Raw genomic sequence first — 26,487 nt, 5'->3', positions numbered from 1 at the left:
TCTATAAATGCAGGTAACATGCGTCGCTTTGCAGCCACTCGGCCTGACCATGTCCGCGACTTCCCGCTTCCCTTTTCTGCCTTATCTCTTCGCCTGCCTGCTGGGGCTGTTTGCCCTCGGCGGCTTCTGGTACGGCCTCGGCCAACCGGTGATCCTGCCCGACGCCGCGACCCCGACGCATAAATTGCAGTGCGCCTCCTACACCCCGTTCGATAAAGACCAATCGCCGTTCGACGTGCCGTTCAAACTGCGCCCGGAGCGCATGGACGCCGACCTCGCATTGCTGGCGACACGCTTTGAGTGCATACGCACTTACTCGATGACAGGCCTTGAGGCGCTGCCGGATATGGCGCGCAAACACGGCTTGAAATTGATGATCGGCGCGTGGGTCAACAGCAACCCGGTGGACACCGAAAAGGAAGTCGACCTGCTGATCAAATCGGCCAACGCCAACGCGGATGTGGTCAGTGCAGTGATCGTCGGCAACGAGGCGCTGCTGCGCAAGGAAGTCACCGGCGCGCAACTGGCCCGATTGATCAACAAGGTCAAAAGTCAGGTCAAGCAACCGGTCACTTACGCCGATGTCTGGGAGTTCTGGCTCAAGCATCCTGAAGTCGCGCCAGCGGTGGACTTTCTGACTATTCATTTACTGCCGTACTGGGAAGATGATCCGTCGAACATCGACGTCGCCCTGCAGCATGTGGCGGATGTGCGCCAGGTGTTCGGTAATAAATTCGCACCGAAAGACGTGATGATCGGCGAAACCGGCTGGCCGAGCGAAGGCCGTCAGCGCGAAACCGCCCTGCCGAGTCGGGTCAATGAGGCCAAATTCATTCGTGGTTTTGTCGCGATGGCCGAGAAGGAAGGCTGGCATTACAACCTGATCGAAGCCTTCGACCAGCCGTGGAAGCGCGGCAGTGAAGGCGCAGTCGGTGGCTATTGGGGCTTGTTCGATGCCGACCGTCACGACAAGGGCGTGCTGGCCGGGCCGGTGACCAACGTCCCCTATTGGAAGGAATGGCTGGCGGTCGGTGGTTTGATTTTTCTTGGCACGCTGATCCTTGGCGGTCGCGTCCGCACTACGCGCTCGGCGTTGGTGTTGCCGCTGCTGGGCGCCCTCGCCGCTTGCTCGATTGGCGCCTGGGGTGATCTGGCACGGGTAACCACGCGGTTTGCCAGTGAGTGGTTGTGGGTCGGCTTGCTGACCGCTTTGAACCTGTTGGTGTTGGCGCACGCTGCGCTGACGCTGAGCGCGCGTGCCGGCTGGCGTGAGCGGGCGTTCAATCTATTGGAGCGCCGCGCGGGCTGGCTGGTCGCAGCGGCAGGTTTTGCCGCAGCAGTAATGATGCTGGAGATGGTCTTCGATCCGCGTTATCGCAGCTTTGCGAGCATGGCGTTCGTGCTGCCGGCGCTGGTTTATCTGTGCCGGCCGGTGAGCGTGCCGCGTCGGGAAATTGCCCTGCTGACGTTTATTGTCGGCGCGGGGATTGCGCCGCAGTTGTATCAGGAAGGCCTGCAGAATCAGCAGGCGTGGGGTTGGGCGTTGGTGAGTGTGTTGATGGTGGCTGCTTTGTGGCGCTGCCTTCGCGTTCGCAAGGTCTGATTTTCAGCGAGGCTAAAGACCTCTTCGCGAGCAAGCTCGCTCCCACAGGAGAATGCATTCCAAATGTGGGAGCGAGCTTGCTCGCGAAGACTGACTGTCAGGCGCTGCGGGACTCCCGGACCAGACGCAACCCGGCAATCACCAGCGCAAACACCGCCAACGTGGTGTTGTACAACGCCAGCGCCGGCGCCCCAAACACCAGCGCCAGCACCGCCAGCCACCACCCTGCCCGCCCCGGCAAGACAAAACCGATCAACGCCGCACCCAACGCCGTCCAGCCCAGCACCTTGAAGTGAATCATCAACCCAAGGTTCGAGCGCACCTGACATTCCCAGCGACTGGCCTCATCCACGCAGATGCCCACCCACTTTCCGTCTTCCATAAAGCCATAACGCGCGCCATAACTGGCGGCCAGCCACAACGGCAACAGAATGAGCAGCAAAATCACGGGCAAACGGCGGGACATGAAACACTCCAATCTTTGGAAATCGGCGGCCAGCTTAATCTGCCGCCAGCCGTGTGCAAGAACTAACAACTGTTAACTGTTCATTCAGGGCGTGCAAAGTGTATCGTCCAGCTACTATTACTCCGAATTCTGCCTGTTTGGTGCCGCAGCATGGCACTTTGGCGCAACCCCGGTGGTCATAGCCTGCGAACTTCATTCGGCACCTTCCTCTAAGGGATCTAGTCATGCTCCGTTCCTTGCGCTTCGCCGCGCTGTTCAGCGGCCTTATTTTGAGTGCGTCCGCACTGGCGGTGGATATCGATGCCGCCAGTTATGGCTACCCCCTGACCAACCCGTTCGAGGCGACCATCGCCACGACGCCGCCGGACTTGCGCCCGGAATTGCCGCTGGACGACGACATCAATCAGTCGGACCGCAGCCTGACGTTGCGCCCGGAGCGAGAGTTCATCCTGCCGGATAACTTCTGGGCGGTGAAAAAACTCACCTATCGCATCGCCACCCAGGACAAACCGGCACCGCTGATCTTCCTGATCGCCGGCACCGGCGCGCGTTATGACAGCACCCTCAACGAATACCTGAAAAAGCTCTACTACAAGGCCGGCTACCACGTCGTGCAATTGTCGTCGCCGACCAGTTTCGACTTCATCAGCGCCGCCTCGCGCTTCGCGACCCCGGGCGTGACCAAGGAAGACGCCGAGGACATGTATCGAGTGATGCAGGCCGTGCGCGCGCAGAACCCGAAACTGCCGGTGACCGAGTACTACCTGACCGGTTACAGCCTCGGCGCCCTTGATGCCGCCTTCGTCGCGCATCTGGACGAGACGCGCCGCAGCTTCAACTTCAAGAAAGTCCTGCTGCTCAATCCGCCGGTCAACCTCTACACCTCGGTGACCAACCTCGACAAGTTGGTGCAAACCGAGGTGAAAGGCATCAACAACAGCACCACGTTCTATGAACTGGTGCTGTCGAAGTTGACCCGCTACTTCCAGCAGAAAGGCTACATCGACCTCAACGATGCACTGCTCTACGACTTCCAGCAGTCCAAGCAGCACCTGACCAACGAACAGATGGCGATGCTGATCGGCACCTCGTTCCGCTTCTCGGCGGCCGACATTGCCTTCACCTCGGATCTGATCAACCGTCGCGGCCTGATCACCCCGCCGAAGTTCCCGATCACCGAAGGCACCAGCCTCACGCCGTTCCTCAAGCGTGCGCTGCAGTGCGACTTCGACTGCTATCTGACCGATCAGGTGATCCCGATGTGGCGTGCGCGCACTGACGGCGGCAGCCTGCTGCAACTGATCGATCAGGTCAGCCTGTATGCACTCAAGGATTACCTGCACGACAGCCCGAAAATCGCCGTGATGCACAACGCCGACGACGTGATCCTCGGCCCGGGCGATCTCGGTTTCCTGCGTAAAACGTTCGGTGATCGTCTGACCGTTTATCCACTGGGCGGCCATTGCGGCAACCTTAACTACCGCGTCAACAGCGACGCCATGCTGGAGTTCTTCCGTGGCTAAATATCTCCTGCTGATGGCAGCGCTCCTCTGCGCAGGCGTGGCCCAGGCCGACAACAGTAAAGCCAACGCGCCGGTCGTCGTCGACAGCGACGGCTTCAAAGAGCCGCTGTCCAAACTCAAGTTCAACCCGGGGCTGGATCAGCGCGAATTCGAGCGCTCGACGCTCAACGCGCTGAACGTCTACGACCCGCTGGAGTCGTGGAACCGTCGGGTTTACCACTTCAACTACCGCTTCGACCAATGGGTGTTCCTGCCGGTGGTCGATGGCTATCGCTACATCACGCCGAGTTTTGTGCGTACCGGGGTAAGCAACTTCTTCAACAACCTCGGTGACGTGCCGAACCTGGTCAACAGCCTGTTGCAGTTCAAAGGCCAGCGCTCGATGGAAACCACCGCGCGCCTGCTGCTCAACACCACCATCGGCATTGCCGGCCTTTGGGACCCAGCGACCGCCATGGGCCTGCCGCGCCAGAGCGAAGACTTCGGCCAGACCCTGGGCTTCTACGGTGTACCGGGCGGCGCCTACTTCGTGTTGCCAATCCTCGGCCCGTCGAACATCCGCGACACCGCCGGTCTTGCTGTGGATTACACCGCCGAATCAGCGATCAACTTCCTCAACGTCTCGGAAGTCAGCTCCAACCACCCGGAAATCTGGGCCCTGCGCGCGGTCGACAAGCGCTACCAGACCAGCTTCCGCTACGGCCAGATGAACTCGCCGTTCGAGTACGAGAAGGTGCGTTACGTGTATACCGAAGCGCGTAAGTTGCAGATCGCCGAGTAAAAACGGCAGGCACAAAAAAGGGCCATTCGATGCGAGTCGAATGGCCCTTTTTCATGGCATCAGCTGAATCCAATGTGGGAGCGAGCTTGCTCGCGAATGCGGTAGTCCAGTCAACATTTAAGTCGACTGATACTCCGCTTTCGCGAGCAAGCTCGCTCCCACATTTGTTTTGTGTCGCTGGTTAGCCCTTCACGGCTTTCCAGATTTTGCCGACAACGGAAACCACCGCCAACACCACAGCACCAGCGATGATCCCCGCCACACCATTGAGCAACATCGGCACCGCAAACCCGGCACTCCCCGCCGCGGCGCCAACGCCTTCAATCCAGTCATGCACGACCGGCACGCCATGGGTGAGGATGCCGCCGCCGACCAGGAACATCGCCGCCGTGCCGACCACCGACAGGGTTTTCATCATGTACGGCGCGGCACTGAGAATGGCGCTGCCGATTTTCTTCGCCAACTGCCCAGGCTTTTGCGTCAGCCACAAGCCGAGGTCGTCGAGTTTGACGATGCCCGCCACCAGTCCATAAACGCCCACCGTCATCACAATCGCGATACCGGACATGACGATCACTTGCTGAGTCAGCGAAGCAGTAGCCACGGTGCCCAGGGTGATCGCGATGATTTCTGCGGAGAGGATAAAGTCAGTGCGGATCGCGCCTTTGATCTTGTCTTTCTCGTAGGCCACCAGATCGGTCGCCGGATCGGCTACCGCCTCAGTCAGTTGCGCATGTTCGACCTCGTCTTCAGCCTTGCTGTGCAGAAACTTGTGCGCAAGCTTCTCAAAACCCTCAAAGCACAGATACGCACCGCCGACCATCAACAATGGCGTCACCAGCCACGGCACGAACGCACTGATCGCCAGCGCCGATGGCACTAGAATCAGTTTGTTGACGAAAGAACCCTTGGCCACGGCCCAGACCACGGGGATTTCCCGTTCGGCACGTACGCCGGAGACCTGCTGGGCGTTGAGCGCCAGATCATCGCCGAGTACGCCGGCGGTCTTCTTGGCGGCCATTTTGCTCATCAACGCCACGTCATCCAGCACAGTGGCAATATCGTCGACCAGCACCAGCAAACTGCTTCCTGCCATGAATCCTGTTTCCTTTTATGTATGAATGGTGCGAAGCATAACGCGACCACAGACCACACGGGGCATTCTTGAGCGCCGCGCGAGGCCGGTGCTACCATGCGCAACCGCCAGAACAGGCAAGGAACCACCGGGTTTATGAGCACAATCCGCGAGCGCAACAAAGAACTGATCCTGCGTGCCGCCAGTGAGGAGTTTGCCGACAAGGGCTTCGCTGCGACCAAAACCAGCGACATCGCCGCCAAGGCGGGATTGCCCAAGCCCAATGTCTACTACTACTTCAAGTCCAAGGAGAACCTCTACCGCGAGGTTCTGGAAAGCATCATCGTGCCGATTTTGCAGGCCTCGACCCCGTTCAATCCGGACGGCGTACCGAGCGAAGTGCTGAGCGGCTACATCCGCTCGAAAATCCGCATCTCCCGCGACCTGCCCTTCGCCTCGAAAGTATTCGCCAGCGAAATCATGCACGGCGCCCCACACCTGAGCGCCGACCTGGTCGAGCAACTCAACGGCCAGGCCAAGCACAACATCGATTGCATCCAGAGCTGGATCGACCGCGGGCAAATTGCCCCGATCGACCCTAATCACCTGATGTTCAGCATCTGGGCCGCGACCCAGACCTACGCCGACTTCGACTGGCAGATTTCTGCGGTGACCGGCAAGGACAAGCTGGACGAGGCGGATTATGAAGCGGCGGCGCAAACGATTATCCGGCTGGTGTTGAAGGGGTGTGAGCCGGACTGATAGACCGCGGCGACTGCTTCGCGAGCAAGCTCGCTCCCACAGGGATTCGTGAACGCCACAGATCCAATGTGGGAGCGAGCTTGCTCGCGAATGGAGCGACTCGGTTAGCCTGTCAGACCCACATCGCATCCCACAGGGGATAGTCGCCAAACTTCTGCACTAAACCTGCCCGCAATGGGTTGGCCACGACATAACGCGCCATTTTCACCAAATCGTCTTCCCGCCTCAGCGCACGGTCATGAAATCCCTGCTGCCACAAACTGCCTTTTCTATCCGCAGCCATATTCACAGCCCGCGCGCTCAAGGATTTGGTCCGTTGCATCAGTTCACTCAAGGAACCTCGCTTCAAATCGATCAACCAATGAAAGTGGTCAGGCATAACTACCCACGCCAAAGAGTCGGCAAAGCCCTGCTCTTGGGCGCGTCGAAATTGGTCAACGACCAACCTGCCCAACGCAAAATCGTGGAAAACAGGTTCGCGATATAGGGTATTGGCAGTCAGCAGATAAATTCGGTTGGGCTCGTCGTAACGACCAAAGCGCAAGCGATGTGAAGCGGACAGTTTCGGCATTCCTTTGCCCCTTTCAAGAGATGACCTGAAAGGTTAGATCTGTACACGGGGAGGAAGCGTCAAGACTGTTAGCCAGATGTGTCCGTTGAATCGCCTTCGCGAGCAAGCTCGCTCCCACAGGGGATTTGAGGTGTTCACACTTTATGTGACAGAACACAAACCTGTGGGAGCGAGCTTGCTCGCGAAGACTTCAGTTCAGACGCTAAAGATCAAGCAGCCACCCCCGCATCCGCCCTCAACTCCAACGCCTCCACCGCCCTGATCGCCACCTGCTCATCAATATCCGACAAATCCCCGCTAATCCCGATCGCGCCCAGCACATTCCCCGCCTGATCCCGAATCAACACACCACCCGGTGCCGGCACGACGCTGCCTTGGCCCATGCTGTTGAGTGCGGCAATAAACGCCGGGCGTTGTTGCGCGTCGAGTGCCAGCAGGCGTGAGCCTTTGCCCAGCGCGATGGCGCCCCAGGCTTTGCCGATGGCGATGTTCGGGCGTAGCAGGCTGGCGCCGTCTTCGCGTTGCAGGGTGATCAGGTGACCGCCGGTATCGAGTACCGCGATGGTCAGCGGCGCGGCATTGATGCCGCGCCCTGCGTTGATGGCTTCGTTGACCAGGTTGACTGCGACTTTCAAGGTTAAAGCGCTCATGGTGCCGTCCTCATTTTGTTATAGGGAAAGTCGTGGGCCTGCGGTTTTCTGCCGCAGGTCGATGCAACAAATAGAACACAATGAATTATTTTTTTGTATACAATAATTCTCGAAAAGCGCCACATGCGACGAAAAGCCACAGTCAGAAAGGCTTCCGACGAATGAAACAGGCGCTTGAGAAAATGGATTGACCTGCGCCGTCCGCCGTGAATACACTCTGCGCAAAGCCACTTGTATACAATTACAAAACGTAAAGAGGCACAAAACCATGAGCAAAATGAGAGCAATCGAAGCCGCCGTTCTGGTGATGCGCCGTGAAGGGGTTGATACCGCTTTTGGCATCCCGGGCGCTGCCATCAACCCGCTGTACTCCGCCTTGCAGAAGGTCGGTGGCATCGATCACGTCCTTGCTCGCCACGTTGAAGGCGCCTCGCACATGGCCGAGGGCTACACCCGCACCAAGGCCGGCAACATCGGCGTGTGCATCGGTACTTCCGGCCCTGCCGGTACCGACATGGTCACCGGGCTCTACAGCGCCTCGGCCGACTCGATTCCAATCCTCTGCATTACCGGCCAGGCACCCCGCGCCCGTATGCACAAGGAAGACTTCCAGGCTGTCGACATCACCAGCATCGTCAAGCCAGTCACCAAGTGGGCGACCACTGTTCTGGAACCGGGCCAGGTGCCTTACGCGTTCCAGAAAGCGTTCTTTGAAATGCGCTCCGGCCGTCCTGGCCCCGTGCTGATCGACCTGCCGTTCGACGTGCAGATGGCCGAGATCGAATTCGACATCGACGCCTACCAGCCGCTACCGCTGGCCAAACCGACTGCGACCCGCGTTCAGGTCGAGAAGGCTTTGGCTTTGCTGGATCAGGCTGAGCGTCCATTGCTGGTGGCCGGCGGCGGCATCATCAACGCCGACGCCAGCGATCTGCTGGTTGAGTTCGCTGAACTGACCGGCATCCCGGTGATCCCAACCCTGATGGGCTGGGGCACTATCCCGGACGACCACCCACTGATGGTGGGCATGGTTGGCCTGCAGACTTCGCACCGTTACGGCAACGCGACCATGCTGAAATCCGACGTGGTGTTGGGGATCGGTAACCGTTGGGCCAACCGTCACACCGGTTCGGTTGACGTTTACACCGAAGGTCGCAAGTTCATTCACGTCGACATCGAAGGCACGCAGATCGGCCGCGTGTTCACGCCGGATCTGGGCATCGTTTCCGACGCCGCTGCAGCACTGACCGTGCTCATCGAAGTGGCGCGTGAGTGGCAAGCCGCCGGCAAGCTGAAAAACCGCAGTGCCTGGCTGCAAGACTGCCAGCAGCGTAAAGCCAGCCTGCATCGCAAGACCCACTTCGACAACGTGCCGGTCAAGCCGCAGCGCGTTTACGAAGAAATGAACCAGGTGTTCGGCAAGGACACCTGCTACGTCAGCACCATTGGTCTGTCGCAGATTGCCGGCGCGCAGTTCCTGCACGTCTACAAGCCGCGTCACTGGATCAACTGTGGCCAGGCCGGCCCGTTGGGCTGGACCATTCCGGCAGCGCTGGGCGTGGTGAAGGCCGATCCGAGCCGGAAAGTCGTGGCCCTGTCGGGGGACTATGACTTCCAGTTCATGATCGAAGAACTGGCGGTCGGCGCTCAGTTCAAACTGCCGTACATCCACGTCGTGGTGAACAACTCGTACCTGGGTCTGATCCGTCAGGCCCAGCGCGGGTTCGAAATGGACTACTGCGTGCAGCTGTCCTTCGATAACCTGAACGCGCCGGAACTCAACGGTTACGGTGTTGACCACGTCGCAGTGGCTGAAGGCCTCGGCTGTAAAGCGCTGCGTGTATTCGAACCGTCGGAAATCGCCCCTGCCCTGCGCAAGGCCGAACAGATGATCGAAGAGTTCAAGGTGCCGGTGATCGTCGAGATCATTCTGGAGCGTGTGACCAACATCTCCATGGGCACCGAGATCAACGCCGTCAACGAATTCGAAGACCTGGCGCTGGTCGGCAACGATGCGCCAACGGCGATTTCGCTGCTTGATTAACTGCTGACCGCTGATCGTTCCCACGCTCTGCGTGGGAACGCAGCCCGGGACGCTCTGCGTCCCAAAGCGGACGCAGAGCGTCCATTGAGGCATTCCCACGCAGAGCGTGGGAACGAGAATCTAGAACGGGAGACCACCATGCCGCGTTTCGCAGCCAACCTGTCCATGCTGTTCACCGAACAGGATTTCCTTGCCCGTTTCGACGCCGCCGCCAAGGCTGGTTTCAGCGGTGTCGAATACCTGTTCCCGTACGACTTCAGCTCCGCTGAAATCAAAGCCAGGCTCGACGCCAACGGTCTGACCCAAGTGCTGTTCAACCTGCCGGCCGGTGACTGGGCCAAGGGCGAGCGCGGTATCGCGTGCCTGCCGGATCGGGTCGAAGAATTCCGCGCCGGGGTCGATCTGGCGATTGCCTACGCGCAAGTGCTGGGCAACACCCAGGTCAACTGCCTGGCCGGTATTCGTCCGCAAGGCGTTGACGATGCCACCGTGGAAAAGACCTTCGTCGCCAACCTGAAATACGCCGCCGACAAGCTGCAGGCAGCGGGCATCAAACTGGTGATGGAAGCGATCAACACCCGCGACATTCCGGGTTTCTACCTGAACAACACAGCGCAAGCCCTGTCGATTCGCGAGCAGGTCGGCAGCGCCAATCTGTTCCTGCAATACGACATCTATCACATGCAAATCATGGAAGGCGATCTGGCCCGCACCCTGCAATCGCACCTGGGCGAGATCAACCATGTGCAGCTCGCGGACAACCCGGGGCGCAACGAACCAGGCACCGGTGAAATCAACTACAGCTTCCTGTTCGAACACCTCGATCGCATCGGTTATCAGGGGTGGGTGGGTTGCGAGTACAAGCCGCTGACCACTACCGAAGCAGGCCTCGGCTGGCTGAAAACCCATAACGCAATCTGACGCAGATCCCCTGTAGGAGTGAGCCTGCTCGCGATGAATTCACCTCGGTACACCTGATGTACCTCAGCGCCTGAATCGCGAGCAGGCTCACTCCTACATAAAGGCAACAGCTTCCCCCTATTTGCTTGAGCAAGACAAAAACAAGAGGATTTTCTCATGGCTAAAATCGGATTTATCGGCACCGGCATCATGGGCCACCCAATGGCTTCGAACCTGCAGAAAGCCGGTCACAGCCTGTTCCTGTCGGCGCACCACGACGCCGCCCCGGCCGACCTGGTAGCCGCTGGCGCCGTTGCCCTGGCCAACCCGCGCGAAGTCGCGCAGGAAGCTGAATTCATCATCGTCATGGTCCCGGATACCCCGCAGGTCGACGACGTACTGTTCCGCGCCGACGGCGTTGCCGCCGGCCTGAGCAAAGGCAAAATCGTCATCGACATGAGCTCGATCTCGCCGACCGCGACCAAGGCGTTCGCCGCCAAGATCAACGAGAAAGGCGCGCAGTACCTCGACGCACCGGTGTCCGGTGGTGAAGTCGGCGCCAAAGCCGCGACTCTGAGCATCATGATCGGTGGCGACGCCGATGCCTTCGAACGCGCGCTGCCGCTGTTCCAGGCCATGGGCAAGAACATCACTCTGGTCGGTGGCAATGGCGACGGTCAGACCGCCAAAGTCGCCAACCAGATCATCGTCGCCCTGAACATTCAGGCCGTCGCTGAAGCCCTGCTGTTCGCTTCGAAAAACGGTGCCGATCCAGCCAAGGTGCGTGAAGCACTGATGGGCGGTTTCGCCTCCTCGAAGATTCTTGAAGTGCACGGCGAGCGCATGATCAAAGGCACCTTCGACCCAGGCTTCCGCATCAGCCTGCACCAGAAGGATCTGAACCTGGCCCTGCAAGGCGCCAAAGAGCTGAACATCAACCTGCCGAACACCGCCAACGCCCAGCAAGTGTTCAGCACCTGCGCGGCCATCGGTGGCAGCAACTGGGACCACTCGGCGCTGATCAAGGGTCTGGAGCACATGGCCAACTTCTCGATTCGCGACAACAAATAAGCCACTGCCCCACCGCTTAAACCTGTGGGAGCGAGCTTGCTCGCGAAGAGGGCGTGTCAGTCGACATGGATATTGACTGATCCACCGCTTTCGCGAGCAAGCTCGCTCCCACAGGGATCTCTACCGCCCTTTCGAATAACAAGAATTCCGGGAGCCCGCCATGTCGGTCGATCCGCAACAACTGCTGCGCGAGCTGTTTGCCACAGCCATCGACGCGGCCCATCCGAACCAGGTCCTCGAAGCCCATCTGCCTGCTGATCGCAGCGGTCGGGTGATCGTCATCGGCGCCGGCAAAGCCGCTGCTGCCATGGCGCAAGTAGTCGAGCGCTGCTGGGAAGGTGAAGTCACAGGCCTGGTGGTGACCCGTTACGGTCACGGCGCCCCGTGCGAAAAAATCGAAGTGGTCGAAGCCGCGCATCCGGTGCCGGACGCTGCCGGTCTGGCCGTGGCCAAACGCGTGCTCGAACTGGTCAGCAACCTGAACGAAGACGACCGCGTGATCTTCCTGCTCTCTGGTGGCGGCTCTGCCCTGCTGGCGCTGCCGGCCGCAGGCATCACCCTCGCTGACAAGCAGTCGATCAACAAAGCCCTGCTCAAATCCGGCGCAACCATCGGCGAGATGAACTGCGTGCGCAAGCACCTCTCGGCGATCAAGGGCGGGCGTCTGGGCAAGGCCTGCTGGCCTGCCACTGTTTATACCTACGCGATTTCCGATGTACCGGGCGACCTCGCCACGGTCATCGCTTCCGGCCCGACCGTGGCCGATCCAAGCACCTCCGCCGAAGCGCTGGCGATCATCAAACGCTACGGCATCGAGATTCCGGTTTCGGTACGCACCTGGCTGCAAAGCCCTGAGTCGGAAACCGTGAAACCCGGTGATCCAAGCCTCGCGCGCAGCCACTTCCAGTTGATCGCTCGCCCTCAGCAATCGCTGGACGCTGCGGCGGTGAAATGCCGTCAGGCCGGTTTCAGCACGCTGATCCTCGGCGACCTCGAAGGCGAATCGCGCGAAGTGGCAAAGGTCCACGCCGGTATCGCCCGCCAGATCATCCATCACGGGCAGCCATTGGCGGCACCGTGCGTGATTCTCTCCGGCGGCGAAACCACCGTGACCGTGCGCGGCAATGGCCGTGGCGGGCGCAACGCCGAGTTCCTCCTTAGCCTCACCGACAGCCTCAAAGGCCAGCCCGGGGTTTACGCCTTGGCCGGTGACACCGACGGCATCGACGGCTCGGAAGACAACGCCGGCGCAATCATGACCCCGGACAGCTACGCCCGCGCCGCCGCTCTTGGCCTGAGCGCCAGCGACGAGCTGGATAACAACAACGGCTACGGCTATTTCGCGGCGCTCGATGCGCTGATCGTCACCGAGCCGACCCGCACCAACGTCAACGACTTCCGCGCCATTCTGATCCTTGAGAGCTGCAAATCATGACGCCTGATAAAAAGGTCAAAATCCTCGCCACCCTCGGGCCTGCTGTCGATGGCATCGAAGACATCCGTGAACTGGTCGAAGCCGGGGTCAACATCTTCCGCCTGAACTTCAGCCACGGTGATCACGCCGACCACGCCAAGCGCTATCAGTGGATCCGCGAAGTCGAGCGCCAGCTCAACTACCCACTGGGCATTCTGATGGACTTGCAGGGACCGAAACTGCGCGTCGGCAAGTTCGCCGACGGCAAGGTGCAGTTGCATCGTGGTCAGGCGTTCCGTCTGGATCTGGACGCGACACCGGGCGATGAGCGCCGGGTGAATCTGCCGCATCCGGAGATCATTGCCGCGCTGGAAGCCGGCATGGATCTACTGCTCGACGACGGCAAACTGCGTCTGCGTGTGGTCACCAAATACGCTGACGCGATCGACACCACCGTGCTCAACGGCGGCGAGTTGTCGGATCGCAAAGGCGTCAACGTGCCGCAAGCAGTGCTCGACCTCAGCCCACTGACTGCCAAGGATCGTCGTGACTTGAGCTTCGGTCTGGAACTGGGTGTGGACTGGGTCGCGCTGTCGTTTGTGCAACGCCCGCAAGACATCATCGAAGCCCGTGCACTGATCGGCGACAAAGCCTTTTTGATGGCGAAAATCGAGAAGCCTTCGGCCGTTGAGCAACTGCGCGAAATCGCTGAACTGAGCGACGCGATCATGGTGGCGCGTGGCGACCTCGGCGTTGAAGTACCTGCCGAAAGCGTGCCGCAGATTCAGAAGAACATCATCACCACCTGCCGCGAACTCGGCAAACCGGTGGTGGTGGCGACGCAGATGCTTGAGTCGATGCGCTTCTCCCCTGCCCCGACCCGCGCCGAAGTGACTGACGTTGCCAACGCCGTGGCCGAAGGCGCCGATGCGGTGATGCTGTCGGCGGAAACTGCCTCCGGTGAATACCCGCTCGAAGCGGTGCAGATGATGAGCAAGATCATTCGCCAGGTGGAAAGCGGTCCGGACTATCAGACCCAGCTCGACGTCAGCCGGCCGAAAGCTGAAGCGACCGTTTCCGATGCGATCAGCTGCGCGATTCGTCGTATCAGCAACGTGCTGCCGGTGGCGGTGCTGGTCAACTACAGCGAGTCCGGTGCGTCGAGTTTGCGTGCAGCGCGGGAACGGCCGAAAGCGCCGATCCTCAACCTGACGCCGAACCTGCAGACCGCACGGCGTTTGAGCGTGGCGTGGGGCATTCATTCGGTGGTCAACGATCGCCTGCGTCAGGTCGATGAGGTTTGCTCCACCGCGCTGGAAATCGCCCAGGCGCAGGGTATGGCCGAGCGTGGCGACACGCTGCTGATCACTGCGGGGGTGCCGTTCGGGCAGCCTGGGTCGACTAACTCGCTGCGGATCGAAACGTTGATTTAACCGCCCACCATGATCGTTCCCACGCTCAGCGTGGGAATGCGGCCCGGGACGCTCTGCGTCCCAAGAGCAGACGCAGAGCGTCCTTTGAGGCATTCCCACGCAGAGCGTGGGAACGATCAGTACCGAATGAACTGCCATGCCTGCCAATCATTTCAACACCCACTGCCCCGACTGGGCCGAGGCTTTGCTCAACGGTTTCAGTCAGATATTCCTTCAGCGCCATCCGCTGTGCGGCCTGCTGTGCCTGTTGGCGATCCTGCTGACAGCACCGGTGCTGTTCGCCGGTGCGCTGCTCGGTGCCGTCGCCGGTTTGCTCACCGCGCAACGGCGCAACTACGCCAAGGCTGATCGCCAGGCTGGACTGTTCAGCTACAACGGTGTGCTGCTCGGCCTATTGCTGAGTCTTTATTTCCCTTGGTCGCCGCTGCTGCCGCCGCTGATTCTTGCAGCCGGTGGACTAAGCGCGATGGCCACGCAGCAATGGCTCAAACATGTGTACAGCAGCCGATCGATTCCAGCCTACACCTCGCCGTTCGTGGCCATGAGCTGGATCCTGCTGCTGTTCGCCGAGCCGTCGGCGCCGATGGCGCACATCGAGATGAGCCCGCTGAACCTGCTCGCCGCTGAACTGCGCGGCTTGGGTCAGGTGATGTTCCTCGGTCATCCACTGGCCGGCGCGTTGATCGCCGTCGGCTTGCTGATCGCTGATCGCCGTGCATTCTGCTGGGCGCTGCTGGCGTCGGCGATCGGCCTCGGCTCCAGTCTGCTGCACCACGAAACCAGTGCTGCACTGTTAGGCCTCAGCAGCTACAACGCCGTACTCGCCGCCCTCGCCTTTTCCGCGCAACGCCAACAACCCTGGCTGCCGCTAGTCGGCATCGTGTTAGCGCTGCTGGTTACACCGCTGTTTGCGGCCGTCGGCCTCGCCACGTTGACCGCGCCGTTTATCCTCGCCGGCTGGCTGATCCGCGCCGGGATTCAGATGCTCGGCAAAGCCACCGTCGAGCGTGCGCCTTGCGCTCACGGGGAGAATCAACCTAGGCTGCGCTGATCTTCGATTCAGGCGTTATCCATGGACAGCAGCAACAGTTGGCGCGAACGGCTTTACGTCATGATTTTCCAGAGCGACACCCTCGCCGGGCGTCGCTTCGACGGCACCCTGCTGTTGATCATCCTCGCCAGTCTGGTGATCGTGATGCTCGACAGTATCGACAGCATTCACCAGAACTATGCCGACGTGCTGGCCTACATCGAGTGGGGCTTCACGATCATCTTTCTCGGCGAGTACATCCTGCGTCTGTACTGCTCGCCCAAGCCGTTGCGCTACGCCTTCAGCTTTTACGGGCTGGTGGATCTGCTGGCGATCGTGCCGGGCATCCTCGCCCTGTATTACAGCGATGCGCAGTACCTGCTGATTATCCGGATCATCCGCATGCTGCGGATTTTCCGCGTGCTCAAGCTCAGCCCGTACCTCAAGCAAGCCAATTATCTGATGTCGGCGCTACGCGGCAGCAAGCAGAAGATCGTGGTGTTTCTGGTCAGCGTCTGCACCCTGGTGACGGTGTTCGGCACCCTGATGTACGTGATTGAAGGCCCCGAGCATGGCTTCACCAGCATTCCCAAAGGCATCTATTGGGCGATCGTCACGCTGACCACCGTGGGCTTCGGCGACATCGTGCCGAAGACCCCGCTGGGTCAGGTGATTTCGTCGCTGGTGATGATCACCGGTTACTCGATCATCGCCGTGCCGACCGGGATTTTCACCGCCGAACTGGCCAACGCCATGCGCGGCGAACAGCTGCAACACGATTGCCCGGTGTGCAAGAAAAACAGCCATGAACATGGCGCCGCGTTTTGCTCGCGATGCGGCAATGCGCTGTTCAAGAAACTGGAATAAGCAAAGAGCTTTTTAATCTTTAAACGACTATGCGCGCGCCGTTATAGTCAGTGGCAATTGAACATCACCCCCTGCTTCTACACCGATAAAACAAGGAATGCGCAGTGAAAAAACTCTTTGGCGCCTCACTTCTCGCCGCCGGCCTGGCCTTGGCCAACATCGCTCAGGCAGCCCCGACGCTGCTCAACGTTTCCTACGACGTGATGCGCGATTTCTACAAGGACTACAACACTGCGTTCCAGAAACACTGGCAAGCCGAGCACAACGAAAACATCACCGTGCAGATGTCCTTCGGCGGCTCGAGCAAGCAAGCGCGTTCGGTGATCGACGGCCTGCCGGCTGACGTCATCACCATGAACATGGCCACCGACATCAACGCCCTCGCCGACAACGGCAAACTGGTCCCGGAAAACTGGGTCACGCGTCTGCCGAACAACAGCGCGCCGTTCACCTCGGCCACGGTGTTCATCGTCCGCAAAGGCAACCCGAAAGCGCTCAAAGACTGGCCGGATCTGCTCAAGGACGGCGTGCAAGTGATCGTGCCAAACCCGAAAACCTCGGGTAACGGCCGCTACACCTACCTGTCGGCCTGGGGTTATGTGCTGAAGAACGGTGGCGACGAGAACAAGGCCAAAGACTTCGTCGGCAAACTGTTCAAGCAGGCGCCGGTGCTGGACACCGGTGGCCGTGCGGCGACCACCACGTTCATGACCAACCAGATCGGCGACGTGCTGGTGACCTTCGAAAACGAAGCGGAAATGATTGCCCGCGAGTTTGGTCGTGATCAGTTTGAAGTGATCTACCCGAGTGTTTCGGCAGAGGCTGAGCCGCCGGTTTCTGTGGTCGATAAAGTGGTCGACAAGAAAGGCTCGCGTGCGGCGGCGGATGAGTACCTGAAGTACCTGTGGTCGCCGGAAGGCCAGGAGATTGCTGCGGCAAACTACCTGCGTCCACGTGACCCGGCGGTGCTGGCGAAGTACACCGATCGCTTCCCGAAAGTTGATTTCCTTTCGGTGGAGAAGACCTTTGGTGACTGGCGTACGGTGCAGAAGACTCACTTCAATGATGGTGGGGTTTTCGATCAGATTTATAGTGGGCAGTAAGGTTTAAGCCGTGATGAAAAAGGCGACTCTCAGAGGTCGCCTTTTTTGTGGACGCTTTACCCTCACCCCAGCCCTCTCCCGGTGGGAGAGGGGGCCGACCGAGGTGTCTGGCGAGTTACATCGACCTGAGAAACCTTATCGATTATGGATTCGGCATCGCAGTTTCAGGTCGGCGTATTCCTTCAACATCCCCCAATCGGTCCCCTCTCCCTCCGGGAGAGGGCTAGGGTGAGGGGCTTCTACATCGGCGGCGTCACCCCATCCTTCCCCGCAGAAATAGATTGCGCCGTCAGCGTGCCATCCGCACCCTGCGTGACGAACGTAACAATCTTCACCCCCACCTTCAGCAAAGTCCGATCCCCGGGCACCAGATTGACGATCGGCACATCCTCCGGCACCAGAATCTTCTGCTGCCCGCCCTTGTAGTTAACCGTCAGCACCCGCCCGTTGCTCACCACCAGGTCGCCGACGCTGCCATTGGTCATGCTGCTGCCCTTGGCCAGATCAAACGGCCGATGGCCGTCGCCGCTGCCCGCCAGTTCCGGCGGAAACACATGCACCTCCAGTGCCTTGAGCGTGCCATCCTCTTGAGGCATCGCCGCCGAACCAATGTAACTGCCGGGTTTGATGTCCTCGATATTGGCCAGGGTGACCGCGCGAACTTTGGTGTCACCAGTCAACTGGATCACCACGTTCTCGCCGCTGTTGACGTGGACTTTGAGGCTGTCGGCGCTGACCCCGGTGATCTCGCCGCGTACACCGATGCGCATCCCCGGTGCGTCGGCGGCCTGTGCGCTCATCGCGCCGAGCAGGCTAGTCAGGACAATCGTTGCGATAAGACGAAGCTTCATTGCAATCCTCCGGTCATGAATGTTGAACAAGCCAATACAAACATAAGCACGCTATCGAACAGGATGTAAGTGAATGTATCATCGACCCGCAACGGTCGGACGCAAGGTCCGCCGATGGATGACACGCTGCTAGCACCCCGTCATTGCGCAACGGAATAACTGATATCAACCGAAGGCGTCTTCTGCCCATCCGGTTTGCCCCATAGCCTTAGCGCATTCTTTCGCTGGATCGAGAAACCTTATGACCACCACCACTCACGCAATGACCCGAGGCATGGTGCTGCTGTTCGCCTTCTGCTGCGGCGCCATCGTTGCCAACATTTACTACGCGCAGCCGATCATCGGCCTGATCGCGCCGGACATCGGCCTCTCCGACACCATGGCCAGTTTCATCGTCTCGCTGACGCAGATTGGCTATGCGCTGGGCCTGTTCTTTCTGGTGCCGCTGGGCGATCTGCTGGAAAACCGCCGTTTGATGATCACCACCACCGTGGTGGCGATTGCCAGTCTGTTGGCGGCGGCGTTTACCGATCAGCCGAACGTGTTCCTGCTGATCTCGTTGCTGGTGGGCTTCAGTTCGGTGTCGGTGCAGATCCTGATTCCACTGGCCGCGCATCTGGCGCCGGAAGAGTCTCGCGGTCGTGTGGTCGGCGGGATCATGGGCGGCTTGTTGCTGGGTATTCTGTTGGCCCGACCGGTGTCGAGCGTGGTCGCTGACCATCTCGGCTGGCGGGCGATGTTCATGATTGCTGCCGCGCTGATGGCGGCGATCAGCGTGGTACTGGCGCTGACCGTGCCAAAGCGTCAGCCTGATCACAGCGCCACGTATGGCCAACTGATCGGTTCGCTGTGGACCCTGCTGCGCCAACAACCGATGTTGCGCCAACGGGCGTTTTATCAGGGTTGCATGTTCGCCACCTTCAGCCTGTTCTGGACTGCGGTACCGCTGGAACTGGCGCGCAACCATGGTTTGTCGCAAAGCGAAATCGCGATCTTCGCCCTGGTCGGCGCCATCGGTGCCATCGCCGCGCCGATCAGCGGACGCCTGGCCGACGCCGGACACACCCGCATCGCTTCGCTGCTGGCGATGATATTCGCCAGCCTGAGCTTCCTGCCCGCCTTCATCCATCCGGCCTACAGCGTCATCGGCCTGGCCGTGACCGGCGTGGTGCTCGACTTTTGCGTGCAGATGAACATGGTCCTCGGCCAGCGCGCGGTCTACTCGCTGGACGCCAAAAGCCGTGGTCGTCTGAACGCGCTGTACATGACCAGCATCTTCATCGGCGGCGCCTTCGGCTCGTCGGTGGCCAGTGCGGTGTATGAGCATGGCGGCTGGTTGTGGATCGTGATTGTGGGAAGTGCGTTCCCGCTGTTGGCGTTGTTGCGGTTTTTGAGTGCTTCGCAGCGCAGTTCATTGGCAACGGCGTAAGGTCGCAAAAGCTTCGCGAGCAGGCTCGCTCCCACGGGTTATTCATTTAGCCTGAGGGAGCGATGAAGCTTAGTAACGAACCAGTTTCTCCATCGCCGCATCCGCCAGAAAGGAGGAACGGCTTTTGACGTTGTGTTCGCGCACATAACGATCGATGCGCTGAATTACATAGCCAGGCAACGTCACGTTGACCTTTTCGGTCTTGCCGAGATAGGGCGAAATGTCCAGCTCGAGCATGCCCCAACCCATGTCGGCAAAGTCCGGATTACTGCGATGAGCGGATGCCGAAGTCGGCATAGGAATCGACTCCCCGTCCGCCGCAATCTCCTGCAGCAGGATGTGGGCGACTTCAACCGCCGCGTTGTAGGCATCTTCAAAGCTATCCCCTGCTGTAACGGCGCCGGGAATATCGGGGATCTGAATACCGATGGCAGTGTTCTCGTCTCCCCACTCGATACAGATTGGATATTGCATTATGGATCTCCTTCGAAACTGGCTGGCGGGTTGTACAACCCGGCACGTCTCCTGATGCTTTTGACTGTCCCCAACGGCAAATCCTTTTTCGGGTGAGGGACGGGAATCGTGTAAGGGTTGTAACGGTGCCTGAAAATGTGATGACTGCCGGTAATCCGGTCCAGCGTCCAACCCGCCTCCTCCAGCTCCTTGATCAATAACCTGCTTTGCACCAATCGCCTCCTTGCCCCGGCCCATTAAAAATAACCCTAGAGTTATCTTTACTCAAGCACAAAAGTCCACAGAGCGACGCCCGGTTGTTTTACAGAGTGTGATTGAAACGCTAGATCCTGAGCTTTGCGCAGCACTTCCTTGAGCAATTTCTGTGCGAACCCTACAGGCACACAGCAAAACGGCGATCCAAAGATCGCCGTTTTCATTTACTGCCCAAACTGCTTGCCCAACCCCGGGGGCACGCCGTGGATGTTGGTGTCTTCCCACGGGCCATTGGGGCTGACCGAGCGGCTCCAGCCGTTGTTCCAGCGGTAGTAGGTGCGCTGGCGGTAGAAAGTGTTGGTCTGGTCGTCGAGGACGTAGACGCCGAGTTTCTGGTCCCAGTGGCTGTTGCCGCCCGGTGGCGGTGCGAAGCTGGCCGAGGTGCGCGGGACGGGTTTGGCCGGTTTTGCCGGGATGCTTTTGCCTGGGGCCGGCGAGGTCGACGGGGTCGGACTCGGTTGCGAAGGCGGGATCGGCGGCAGGCTGGTGGTCGGTTCCGGGCGTTGCACCGCACATGCACTCAAGCCCAGGGCCAGTGTGAGGACTGTGATTCGGGCGATGGTGTGCATGGCGGTGCTTTCCTGTTGTGTCCGGCTATTGGTCCGGGCTGTCGATGGTCAGTTTTTGTAGCGCAGTGGTGCTGCTGGCCAGAGGCCCGCTGCGACCGACCCACTCGCCGGCAGTCGGTTGGCCGGCGCGGGAGATGCGCGCAACCAGTTGGACTTCAGGGAAGTTCGACAGTTTCAACTGCGGCATCATTGCGTCGGCATCGCCCAGTTCGACGGTCACCGGTAGATCGGCCACGGTTAGACGCTTGGCGGCCAGTGGTGCCGGCGGGCCGGAAGTCGCGCGGGCAAAGATGAACACACTGTCGCCCGGTTGCACTTTGCTTCGGAGTTCGCTGGAAAGATCGACGCTGACTTTCAACAGCGCAGCTTTCGCGGCTTGCGGTGCCTGAGCAACCTTGCCACCGCTGGCTTCCAGACGTTCGGCGGCACGTTTGATCCCGCCTTGCAGCGCCGCGCGGGAATTGTCTTCCGGCGGCAATTGCGCCAGCAAGCGGGTCCAGTAGTCGATGGCTTCCTGATAACGCTCGCCTTCGAAAGCGGCGATACCGAGCAGACCAAGGCTGGTGACTTCTTTCGGATCAGCCTTCAGCGCTTCGTCGGTCAGCGCCTGAATCTTCGCCGACCATTTCTTGCCATCCGCAAAATACTGCGCCTGCGCCCACTGGCCGAGCAGTTCCGGCTGACGACCGGCAAGGTTGGCGGCACGTTCAAACATCTTTGCCGCGTCCGCCGGACGCTCTTGCGCCATGTAGGTACGACCGAGGAAATACAGGCCTTCAGCGGAGTCCGGCTGCGCCGCGACGGCACGTTCCAGACGCTGGGTCATCTCTTCCATCGACTGCGGCGCCTGGGCGAATTCGCGGGTCAGTTCGACTTTGTCGGCAGCGCCGAAATGCAGATACAGACCCAGGCCCAACACCGGCACCAATACAGCCGCCAACAACGGCAACGGTTTACCCAGCTTCGACACACGCGGTGCGGCAACGCCTTCGGTATCCGCCAGCAACTCACGCGCCGCCTCGGCACGGCCGCTGTCCATTTGTGCCGCGTCGAGTACACCTTCAGCCTGTTGCGACTGCAATTCGGCGACGCGCTCCTGATACAGCGCGACGTTCAGGGCAGTACGATCCTCTTCACGCTGGGCGCGACGCTCACGCAGCACCGGGATCAGCAGAAAACTCAGGGCGACCAGAAGCAACAGCCCTGCGGCAAGCCAGAAATCAATCATTCTTGGTTTTTATCCAACAGTTGATCGAGGCGCTGACGCTCTTCGGAGGACAGCGATTGCGGGGTGTCGGCGCGTTGTCCGCGACGACGGCGGACGATGACCGCGATCACCACGAAACCACCGAGCAGCAGACCGGCCGGGCCGAACCACAGCAGTGCGGTCTTGGCATTCAATGCCGGTTTGTAGCGGACGAAATCACCGTAGCGATCGACCATGAAATCGATGATCTGCTGGTTGTCCTTGCCCTCGCCGAGCATGCGGAAAATCTCTTTGCGCAAGTCCGCGGCAATCGGCGCGTTGGAGTCGGCGATGTCCTGGTTCTGGCACTTGGGGCAGCGCAGTTCCTTGGTCAGTTCACGGAAACGCTCACGATCAGCTTCTTTGGCGAACTCGTACGTATCGATCGCAGCATGGGCGACGCCGGCCAGACTCAAGCCCAAAACCACGGCAGCCAGAAAGCGCTTCATGGCTTGGCCTCATCGACCAGCGCCTGATACTTGGCGGCGAGTTTTTCGCGCCAGACCTGCTCGTCGATCACGCCGACATATTTGTCGCGGATGATGCCCTTGGCGTCGATGAAGAAGGTTTCCGGTGCACCGTAGACACCCAGATTGAGGCCTAGCGAGCCTTCGTCGTCACGGATATCCAGCACGTACGGATTGTGGAATTCGGCCAGCCACTTCAAGGCATCAGCGTTGGTGTCCTTGTAGTTGATGCCGTAGATCACCACACCGCGCTCGGCGAGTTTGTTCAGCACCGGATGTTCGACCCGGCAGGAAATGCACCAGGTGCCCCAGACATTGACCAGCGCCGGTTTGCCGAGAATGTCAGCCTTGGTCAGGGTCTTGTCGCCCTGCACCGCCGGCAACGAAAACTCCGGGAACGGCTTGTTGATCATCGCCGACGGCAGCTCCGCCGGATCAAGGTACAGACCGCGATAAAGAAATACCGCCACCAGCAGGAAAATCGCCAGTGGCACCAGCATCAACCAACGTCTCATGCAGCCGCTCCCGTCATGCCCAATGCTTCACGCACCTTGGCTTTCACCTTGACCCGATAACGTCGATCCAGCGCCGCCAGCAAACCACCCAAACCTGTGAGCAAACCGCCGAACCAGATCCAGCGCACAAACGGTTTGACGTGCACGCGCACCGCCCATGCGCCATTGTCCAGCGGCTCGCCGAGGGCAACGTAGAGGTCGCGAGTGAAACCAGCGTCGATCCCGGCTTCGGTCATCATCGAACTCTGCACGGTATACAGGCGTTTTTCCGGGTGCAGCACGCTGACTTCCTTGCCGTCGCGGATCACCCGAATGGTGCCTTTGTCAGAGGTGAAGTTCGGCCCTTCGAAGTGCTTGGCGCCTTCAAAGATGAAGTGATAACCGGCCAAGTCCATCGACTCGCCCGGCGCCAGACGCAGATCGCGCTCGGCACTGTTCTGGCTCGACAACACCACGCCCAGCGCGCACACGGCGATGCCCAGGTGCGCGATCTGCATGCCCCAATAGCTGCGAGTCAGCGTCGGCAGACCTTTGATCAAACCTTTGTGGCGAGTCTTGTCGACGATGTCACGCGCACCGGCGAGCAACACCCACGCAGCGAGCAGGAAGGTCGCGATCACTGCCCAGTTGAAATCGCCGTAAGCGACACCAGCCACCACGGCCAGCGCGACGCTGCCGAGCAATACCGGGGTCAGCATGCCGGCCAGCCATTTCACCGGCGTGTCTTTCCAGCGCACGATCACGCCGATCGCCATCACCACCATCAGCAATCCCATCAACGGGATGAACAGCGCGTTGAAGTACGGCGGGCCAACCGACATCTTGGCGCCGCTCAAGGCATCGAGAATCAGCGGGTACAGCGTGCCGAGCAGGATCATCGACGCGGCGACGACCAGCACCAGGTTGTTGCCCAGCAGCAGGGTTTCCCGCGACCACAGGTTGAACCCGACCTGACTCTTCACCACTGGTGCGCGCAGGGCGAACAGCGTCAGCGAGCCGCCGACCACAAACAGCAGGAAGATCAGGATGAACACGCCGCGCTCCGGGTCAGAGGCAAACGCATGCACCGAGGTCAGCACGCCGGAACGCACGAGGAACGTGCCAAGCAGGCTCAGCGAGAACGCGGCAATCGCCAGCAACACCGTCCAGCTCTTGAACACGCCACGTTTTTCCGTGACCGCCAGCGAGTGAATCAGCGCGGTGCCGACCAGCCAAGGCATGAACGAGGCGTTCTCCACCGGGTCCCAGAACCACCAACCGCCCCAGCCGAGTTCGTAATAGGCCCACCACGAACCGAGGGTAATGCCGATGCCGAGGAAGGCCCAGGCGACGATGGTCCATGGACGCGACCAGCGTGCCCACGCCGCATCAAGGCGACCGCCCATCAATGCCGCGATGGCAAAAGCGAACGCCACCGAAAAGCCGACATAACCCATGTACAACATCGGCGGATGCACGATCAGGCCGATGTCTTGCAACAACGGATTCAAGTCGGCGCCATTGCTGGGCATTTGCGGCAGGATGCGTTTGAACGGGTTGGACGTCAGGATCAGAAACAGCAGGAAACCGGTGCTGATCATGCCCATCACCGCCAGTACACGAGCGAGCATGACTTGCGGCAACTGCCGCGAGAACACCGACACGGCAAAGGTCCAGCCACCGAGAATCAGTGCCCACAGCAGCAACGAACCTTCGTGGGCGCCCCACACCGCGCTGAATTTGTAATACCACGGCAACGCGGTATTGGAGTTGTTCGCCACATACGCGACGGAGAAGTCATCGGTCATGAACGCGTAGGTCAGAATGCCGAACGCGAACAGCAAAAACGCAAACTGCCCCCACGCGGCAGGCTGGGCCAGACTCATCCAGAAACGGTCGCCACGCCAGGCACCGACCAATGGCACCACGGCCTGCACCAGGGCAAAACACAGGGCCAGAATCATCGCCAGATGGCCGAGCTCAGGAATAAAAATCGTCGACGTCATCGATCAACCCTCCTTCGCAGGCGTTGGTGCCGATTGACCACTGTCTTTCAAGGCTTTGGTCACTTCCGGCGGCATGTACTTCTCGTCGTGCTTGGCCAGCACTTCATCGGCCACCACCACGCCGTCGGCGTTGATCTTGCCGAGGGCGACGATGCCCTGCCCTTCGCGGAACAGATCCGGGAGGATGCCGCGATAGGTGATGGTCACGGATTTGTTGAAGTCGGTGACGACGAATTTGACGTCGAGCGAATCCGGCGAGCGTTGCAGCGAACCCTTCTCGACCATGCCGCCAGCGCGGATGCGCGTGTCTTGCGGTGCTTCGCCGTTGGCAATCTGGGTCGGCGTGTAGAACAGATTGATGTTCTGCTGCAGGGCGCTGAGCGCCAGGCCGACGGCAGCGCCGACCCCGACCAGAATGGCCAGAATGATGATCAGACGTTTCTTGCGCAGCGGATTCACTTGCCGTTCTCCCGGCGCAGACGACGCGCCTCTTGTTGCAGATAGCGCTTGCGGGCCGCAATCGGCACCACCACGTTGAGGATCAGCACCGCCAGACAGATGCCGTAGGCCGACCAGACATACAGGCCATGATGGCCCATGGCGAGGAAGTCGCCGAATGAAGCAAAACTCATCGAGCGGCCTCCAGACTGTGCTGCACTTCTTCTTTCACCCAACTGGCGCGGGCCTCACGCTTGAGCACTTCGAGGCGCATGCGCAGCAACAGCACGGCGCCGAAGAAGCAATAGAAACCCAGCACGGTCAGCAACAGCGGCAGCCACATCTCTGCCGGCATCGCAGGTTTTTCGGTGAGGGTGAAGGTCGCGCCCTGGTGCAGGGTGTTCCACCACTCCACCGAGTATTTGATGATCGGGATGTTGATCACGCCGACGATGGCCAGCACCGCGCAGGCCTTGGCGGCGCTGTCGCGGTTGCTGATGGCATTGCCCAGCGCGATCACGCCGAAATACAGGAACAGCAGAATCAGCATCGAGGTCAGGCGCGCGTCCCAGACCCACCACGAACCCCAGGTCGGTTTGCCCCAGATCGCCCCGGTGACCAGCGCCACGGCGGTCATCCACGCGCCGATCGGTGCGGCGCATTGCAGGGCGACGTCGGCCAGTTTCATCTTCCACACCAGCCCGACCACGCCGCACACCGCCAGCATCACGTAGATCGACTGAGCGAGCATCGCCGCAGGTACGTGGATATAGATGATGCGAAAGCTGTTGCCTTGCTGATAATCCGGCGGCGCGAAAGCCAGGCCCCAAACGACGCCGACGCCAATCAACAGCAACGCTGCAATGCTCAGCCATGGCAAGAACTTGCTGCTGATGCCGTAGAACCACTTGGGCGAGCCGAGCTTGTGAAACCAGGTCCAGTTCATACTGTTTCCATCACGGGTG

28 protein-coding genes are annotated in these 26,487 nt (G+C 60.1%); 13 read left to right on the top strand and 15 right to left on the bottom strand.

What is annotated here, in order from left to right; all coding sequences use genetic code 11:
- The first annotated feature begins 7 nt into the window (after window positions 1–7).
- Window positions 8–1,603 carry a glycoside hydrolase family 17 protein gene (locus AB4O01_RS28700; RefSeq protein WP_460090209.1) on the top strand — a complete coding sequence of 532 codons (1,596 nt, stop codon included), beginning with the start codon at window positions 8–10 and terminating at the stop codon, window positions 1,601–1,603.
- 97 nt (window positions 1,604–1,700) lie between these two features.
- On the opposite strand, the gene AB4O01_RS28695 is transcribed toward AB4O01_RS28700, so the two are convergent.
- Window positions 1,701–2,069: a hypothetical protein gene (locus tag AB4O01_RS28695; protein ID WP_257357719.1), complete on the bottom strand. Its 369-nt coding sequence runs from the start codon at window positions 2,067–2,069 to the stop codon at window positions 1,701–1,703.
- Between the two features lie 224 nt (window positions 2,070–2,293).
- Here AB4O01_RS28695 and AB4O01_RS28690 point away from each other — a divergent pair, with 224 nt between their 5' ends.
- Window positions 2,294–3,592 carry a hypothetical protein gene (locus tag AB4O01_RS28690; RefSeq protein WP_064117369.1) on the top strand — a complete coding sequence of 433 codons (1,299 nt, stop codon included), beginning with the start codon at window positions 2,294–2,296 and terminating at the stop codon, window positions 3,590–3,592.
- Complete coding sequence (locus AB4O01_RS28685; protein ID WP_034151542.1) at window positions 3,585–4,373, top strand: MlaA family lipoprotein; 789 nt, start codon at window positions 3,585–3,587, stop codon at window positions 4,371–4,373. The genes AB4O01_RS28690 and AB4O01_RS28685 overlap by 8 nt, the downstream gene beginning before the upstream one ends.
- Window positions 4,374–4,554: 181 nt before the next feature.
- On the opposite strand, the gene AB4O01_RS28680 is transcribed toward AB4O01_RS28685, so the two are convergent.
- Entirely contained in the window at window positions 4,555–5,469 is a 915-nt protein-coding gene (locus AB4O01_RS28680) for a DUF808 domain-containing protein (protein ID WP_093439889.1), read from the bottom strand.
- Between the two features lie 135 nt (window positions 5,470–5,604).
- On the opposite strand from AB4O01_RS28680, the gene AB4O01_RS28675 reads away from it, so the two are divergent.
- Window positions 5,605–6,210, top strand: a complete 606-nt coding sequence (locus AB4O01_RS28675) for a TetR/AcrR family transcriptional regulator (protein ID WP_007919931.1) — start codon at window positions 5,605–5,607, stop codon at window positions 6,208–6,210.
- Window positions 6,211–6,322: 112 nt separating this feature from the next.
- Here AB4O01_RS28675 and AB4O01_RS28670 read toward each other — a convergent pair whose 3' ends face one another.
- A complete protein-coding gene (locus AB4O01_RS28670) occupies window positions 6,323–6,781 on the bottom strand; it encodes an REP-associated tyrosine transposase (RefSeq protein ID WP_460090207.1) in 459 nt (152 codons plus the stop codon).
- Window positions 6,782–6,990: 209 nt separating this feature from the next.
- Window positions 6,991–7,431 (bottom strand): GlcG/HbpS family heme-binding protein, encoded by a 441-nt coding sequence (locus tag AB4O01_RS28665; RefSeq protein ID WP_016987506.1) that lies wholly within the window; start codon window positions 7,429–7,431, stop codon window positions 6,991–6,993.
- A 268-nt stretch (window positions 7,432–7,699) separates the two neighbouring features.
- Between AB4O01_RS28665 and gcl the strand changes: the two genes are divergently transcribed.
- The 8 genes from gcl (at window position 7,700) to AB4O01_RS28625 (ending at window position 17,293) form a co-directional block, all read left to right on the top strand.
- Window positions 7,700–9,475: a glyoxylate carboligase gene (gcl, locus tag AB4O01_RS28660; protein WP_460090206.1), complete on the top strand. Its 1,776-nt coding sequence runs from the start codon at window positions 7,700–7,702 to the stop codon at window positions 9,473–9,475.
- 138 nt (window positions 9,476–9,613) lie between these two features.
- Window positions 9,614–10,396 (top strand): hydroxypyruvate isomerase, encoded by a 783-nt coding sequence (gene hyi / locus AB4O01_RS28655; RefSeq protein WP_460090205.1) that lies wholly within the window; start codon window positions 9,614–9,616, stop codon window positions 10,394–10,396.
- Between the two features lie 156 nt (window positions 10,397–10,552).
- Entirely contained in the window at window positions 10,553–11,446 is an 894-nt protein-coding gene (locus AB4O01_RS28650; protein ID WP_007919937.1) for a 2-hydroxy-3-oxopropionate reductase, read from the top strand.
- A 160-nt stretch (window positions 11,447–11,606) separates the two neighbouring features.
- Window positions 11,607–12,881: a glycerate kinase type-2 family protein gene (locus tag AB4O01_RS28645; protein ID WP_460090204.1), complete on the top strand. Its 1,275-nt coding sequence runs from the start codon at window positions 11,607–11,609 to the stop codon at window positions 12,879–12,881.
- The gene (pyk, locus tag AB4O01_RS28640) at window positions 12,878–14,293 is read left to right on the top strand and encodes a pyruvate kinase (RefSeq protein ID WP_460090203.1); all 1,416 of its coding nucleotides are present in this window, start codon (window positions 12,878–12,880) and stop codon (window positions 14,291–14,293) included. Before AB4O01_RS28645 ends, pyk begins: the two co-directional genes overlap by 4 nt.
- A gap of 136 nt (window positions 14,294–14,429) precedes the next feature.
- On the top strand, window positions 14,430–15,344 hold the full coding sequence (locus tag AB4O01_RS28635) for an urea transporter (RefSeq protein ID WP_460090201.1): 915 nt from the start codon (window positions 14,430–14,432) through the stop codon (window positions 15,342–15,344).
- A gap of 21 nt (window positions 15,345–15,365) precedes the next feature.
- Window positions 15,366–16,190, top strand: coding sequence for an ion transporter (locus AB4O01_RS28630; protein WP_093439865.1), 825 nt, complete (start codon window positions 15,366–15,368; stop codon window positions 16,188–16,190).
- A 104-nt stretch (window positions 16,191–16,294) separates the two neighbouring features.
- Complete coding sequence (locus AB4O01_RS28625; RefSeq protein ID WP_034151535.1) at window positions 16,295–17,293, top strand: sulfate ABC transporter substrate-binding protein; 999 nt, start codon at window positions 16,295–16,297, stop codon at window positions 17,291–17,293.
- Window positions 17,294–17,532: 239 nt separating this feature from the next.
- Here AB4O01_RS28625 and AB4O01_RS28620 read toward each other — a convergent pair whose 3' ends face one another.
- Window positions 17,533–18,144 (bottom strand): hypothetical protein, encoded by a 612-nt coding sequence (locus AB4O01_RS28620; protein WP_460090200.1) that lies wholly within the window; start codon window positions 18,142–18,144, stop codon window positions 17,533–17,535.
- 241 nt (window positions 18,145–18,385) lie between these two features.
- Here AB4O01_RS28620 and AB4O01_RS28615 point away from each other — a divergent pair, with 241 nt between their 5' ends.
- Window positions 18,386–19,573: an MFS transporter gene (locus AB4O01_RS28615; RefSeq protein ID WP_116256524.1), complete on the top strand. Its 1,188-nt coding sequence runs from the start codon at window positions 18,386–18,388 to the stop codon at window positions 19,571–19,573.
- Window positions 19,574–19,642: 69 nt separating this feature from the next.
- Here the strand turns inward: AB4O01_RS28615 and AB4O01_RS28610 are convergent, their stop codons facing one another.
- The 10 genes from AB4O01_RS28610 to AB4O01_RS28565 all read right to left on the bottom strand — a co-directional run bounded on the left by AB4O01_RS28610 (window position 19,643) and on the right by AB4O01_RS28565 (window position 26,468).
- Complete coding sequence (locus tag AB4O01_RS28610) at window positions 19,643–20,047, bottom strand: type II toxin-antitoxin system HicB family antitoxin (RefSeq protein WP_186625199.1); 405 nt, start codon at window positions 20,045–20,047, stop codon at window positions 19,643–19,645.
- On the bottom strand, window positions 20,047–20,259 hold the full coding sequence (locus AB4O01_RS28605; RefSeq protein WP_095050205.1) for a type II toxin-antitoxin system HicA family toxin: 213 nt from the start codon (window positions 20,257–20,259) through the stop codon (window positions 20,047–20,049). Before AB4O01_RS28605 ends, AB4O01_RS28610 begins: the two co-directional genes overlap by 1 nt.
- Before the next feature lie 207 nt (window positions 20,260–20,466).
- Window positions 20,467–20,871, bottom strand: coding sequence for a hypothetical protein (locus AB4O01_RS28600; RefSeq protein ID WP_099758376.1), 405 nt, complete (start codon window positions 20,869–20,871; stop codon window positions 20,467–20,469).
- Window positions 20,872–20,896: 25 nt separating this feature from the next.
- Window positions 20,897–22,099 carry a c-type cytochrome biogenesis protein CcmI gene (gene ccmI, locus AB4O01_RS28595; protein WP_186625197.1) on the bottom strand — a complete coding sequence of 401 codons (1,203 nt, stop codon included), beginning with the start codon at window positions 22,097–22,099 and terminating at the stop codon, window positions 20,897–20,899.
- Window positions 22,096–22,566, bottom strand: coding sequence for a cytochrome c-type biogenesis protein (locus AB4O01_RS28590; RefSeq protein WP_093439835.1), 471 nt, complete (start codon window positions 22,564–22,566; stop codon window positions 22,096–22,098). The genes ccmI and AB4O01_RS28590 overlap by 4 nt, the downstream gene beginning before the upstream one ends.
- Complete coding sequence (locus AB4O01_RS28585) at window positions 22,563–23,099, bottom strand: DsbE family thiol:disulfide interchange protein (protein ID WP_166222385.1); 537 nt, start codon at window positions 23,097–23,099, stop codon at window positions 22,563–22,565. Before AB4O01_RS28585 ends, AB4O01_RS28590 begins: the two co-directional genes overlap by 4 nt.
- On the bottom strand, window positions 23,096–25,084 hold the full coding sequence (locus AB4O01_RS28580; RefSeq protein WP_460090197.1) for a heme lyase CcmF/NrfE family subunit: 1,989 nt from the start codon (window positions 25,082–25,084) through the stop codon (window positions 23,096–23,098). Before AB4O01_RS28580 ends, AB4O01_RS28585 begins: the two co-directional genes overlap by 4 nt.
- A gap of 3 nt (window positions 25,085–25,087) precedes the next feature.
- Entirely contained in the window at window positions 25,088–25,543 is a 456-nt protein-coding gene (ccmE, locus tag AB4O01_RS28575; protein WP_053118425.1) for a cytochrome c maturation protein CcmE, read from the bottom strand.
- A complete protein-coding gene (gene ccmD, locus AB4O01_RS28570; RefSeq protein WP_093439819.1) occupies window positions 25,540–25,716 on the bottom strand; it encodes a heme exporter protein CcmD in 177 nt (58 codons plus the stop codon). The genes ccmE and ccmD overlap by 4 nt, the downstream gene beginning before the upstream one ends.
- On the bottom strand, window positions 25,713–26,468 hold the full coding sequence (locus AB4O01_RS28565) for a heme ABC transporter permease (protein WP_016987487.1): 756 nt from the start codon (window positions 26,466–26,468) through the stop codon (window positions 25,713–25,715). Before AB4O01_RS28565 ends, ccmD begins: the two co-directional genes overlap by 4 nt.
- Between the last annotated feature and the right edge of the window lie 19 nt (window positions 26,469–26,487).

This window comes from Pseudomonas sp. S2_E02 (genome assembly GCF_054668355.1).
Note: the sequence above shows the minus strand (reverse complement) of the source record. Positions and strands in the feature narration are given on the sequence as shown.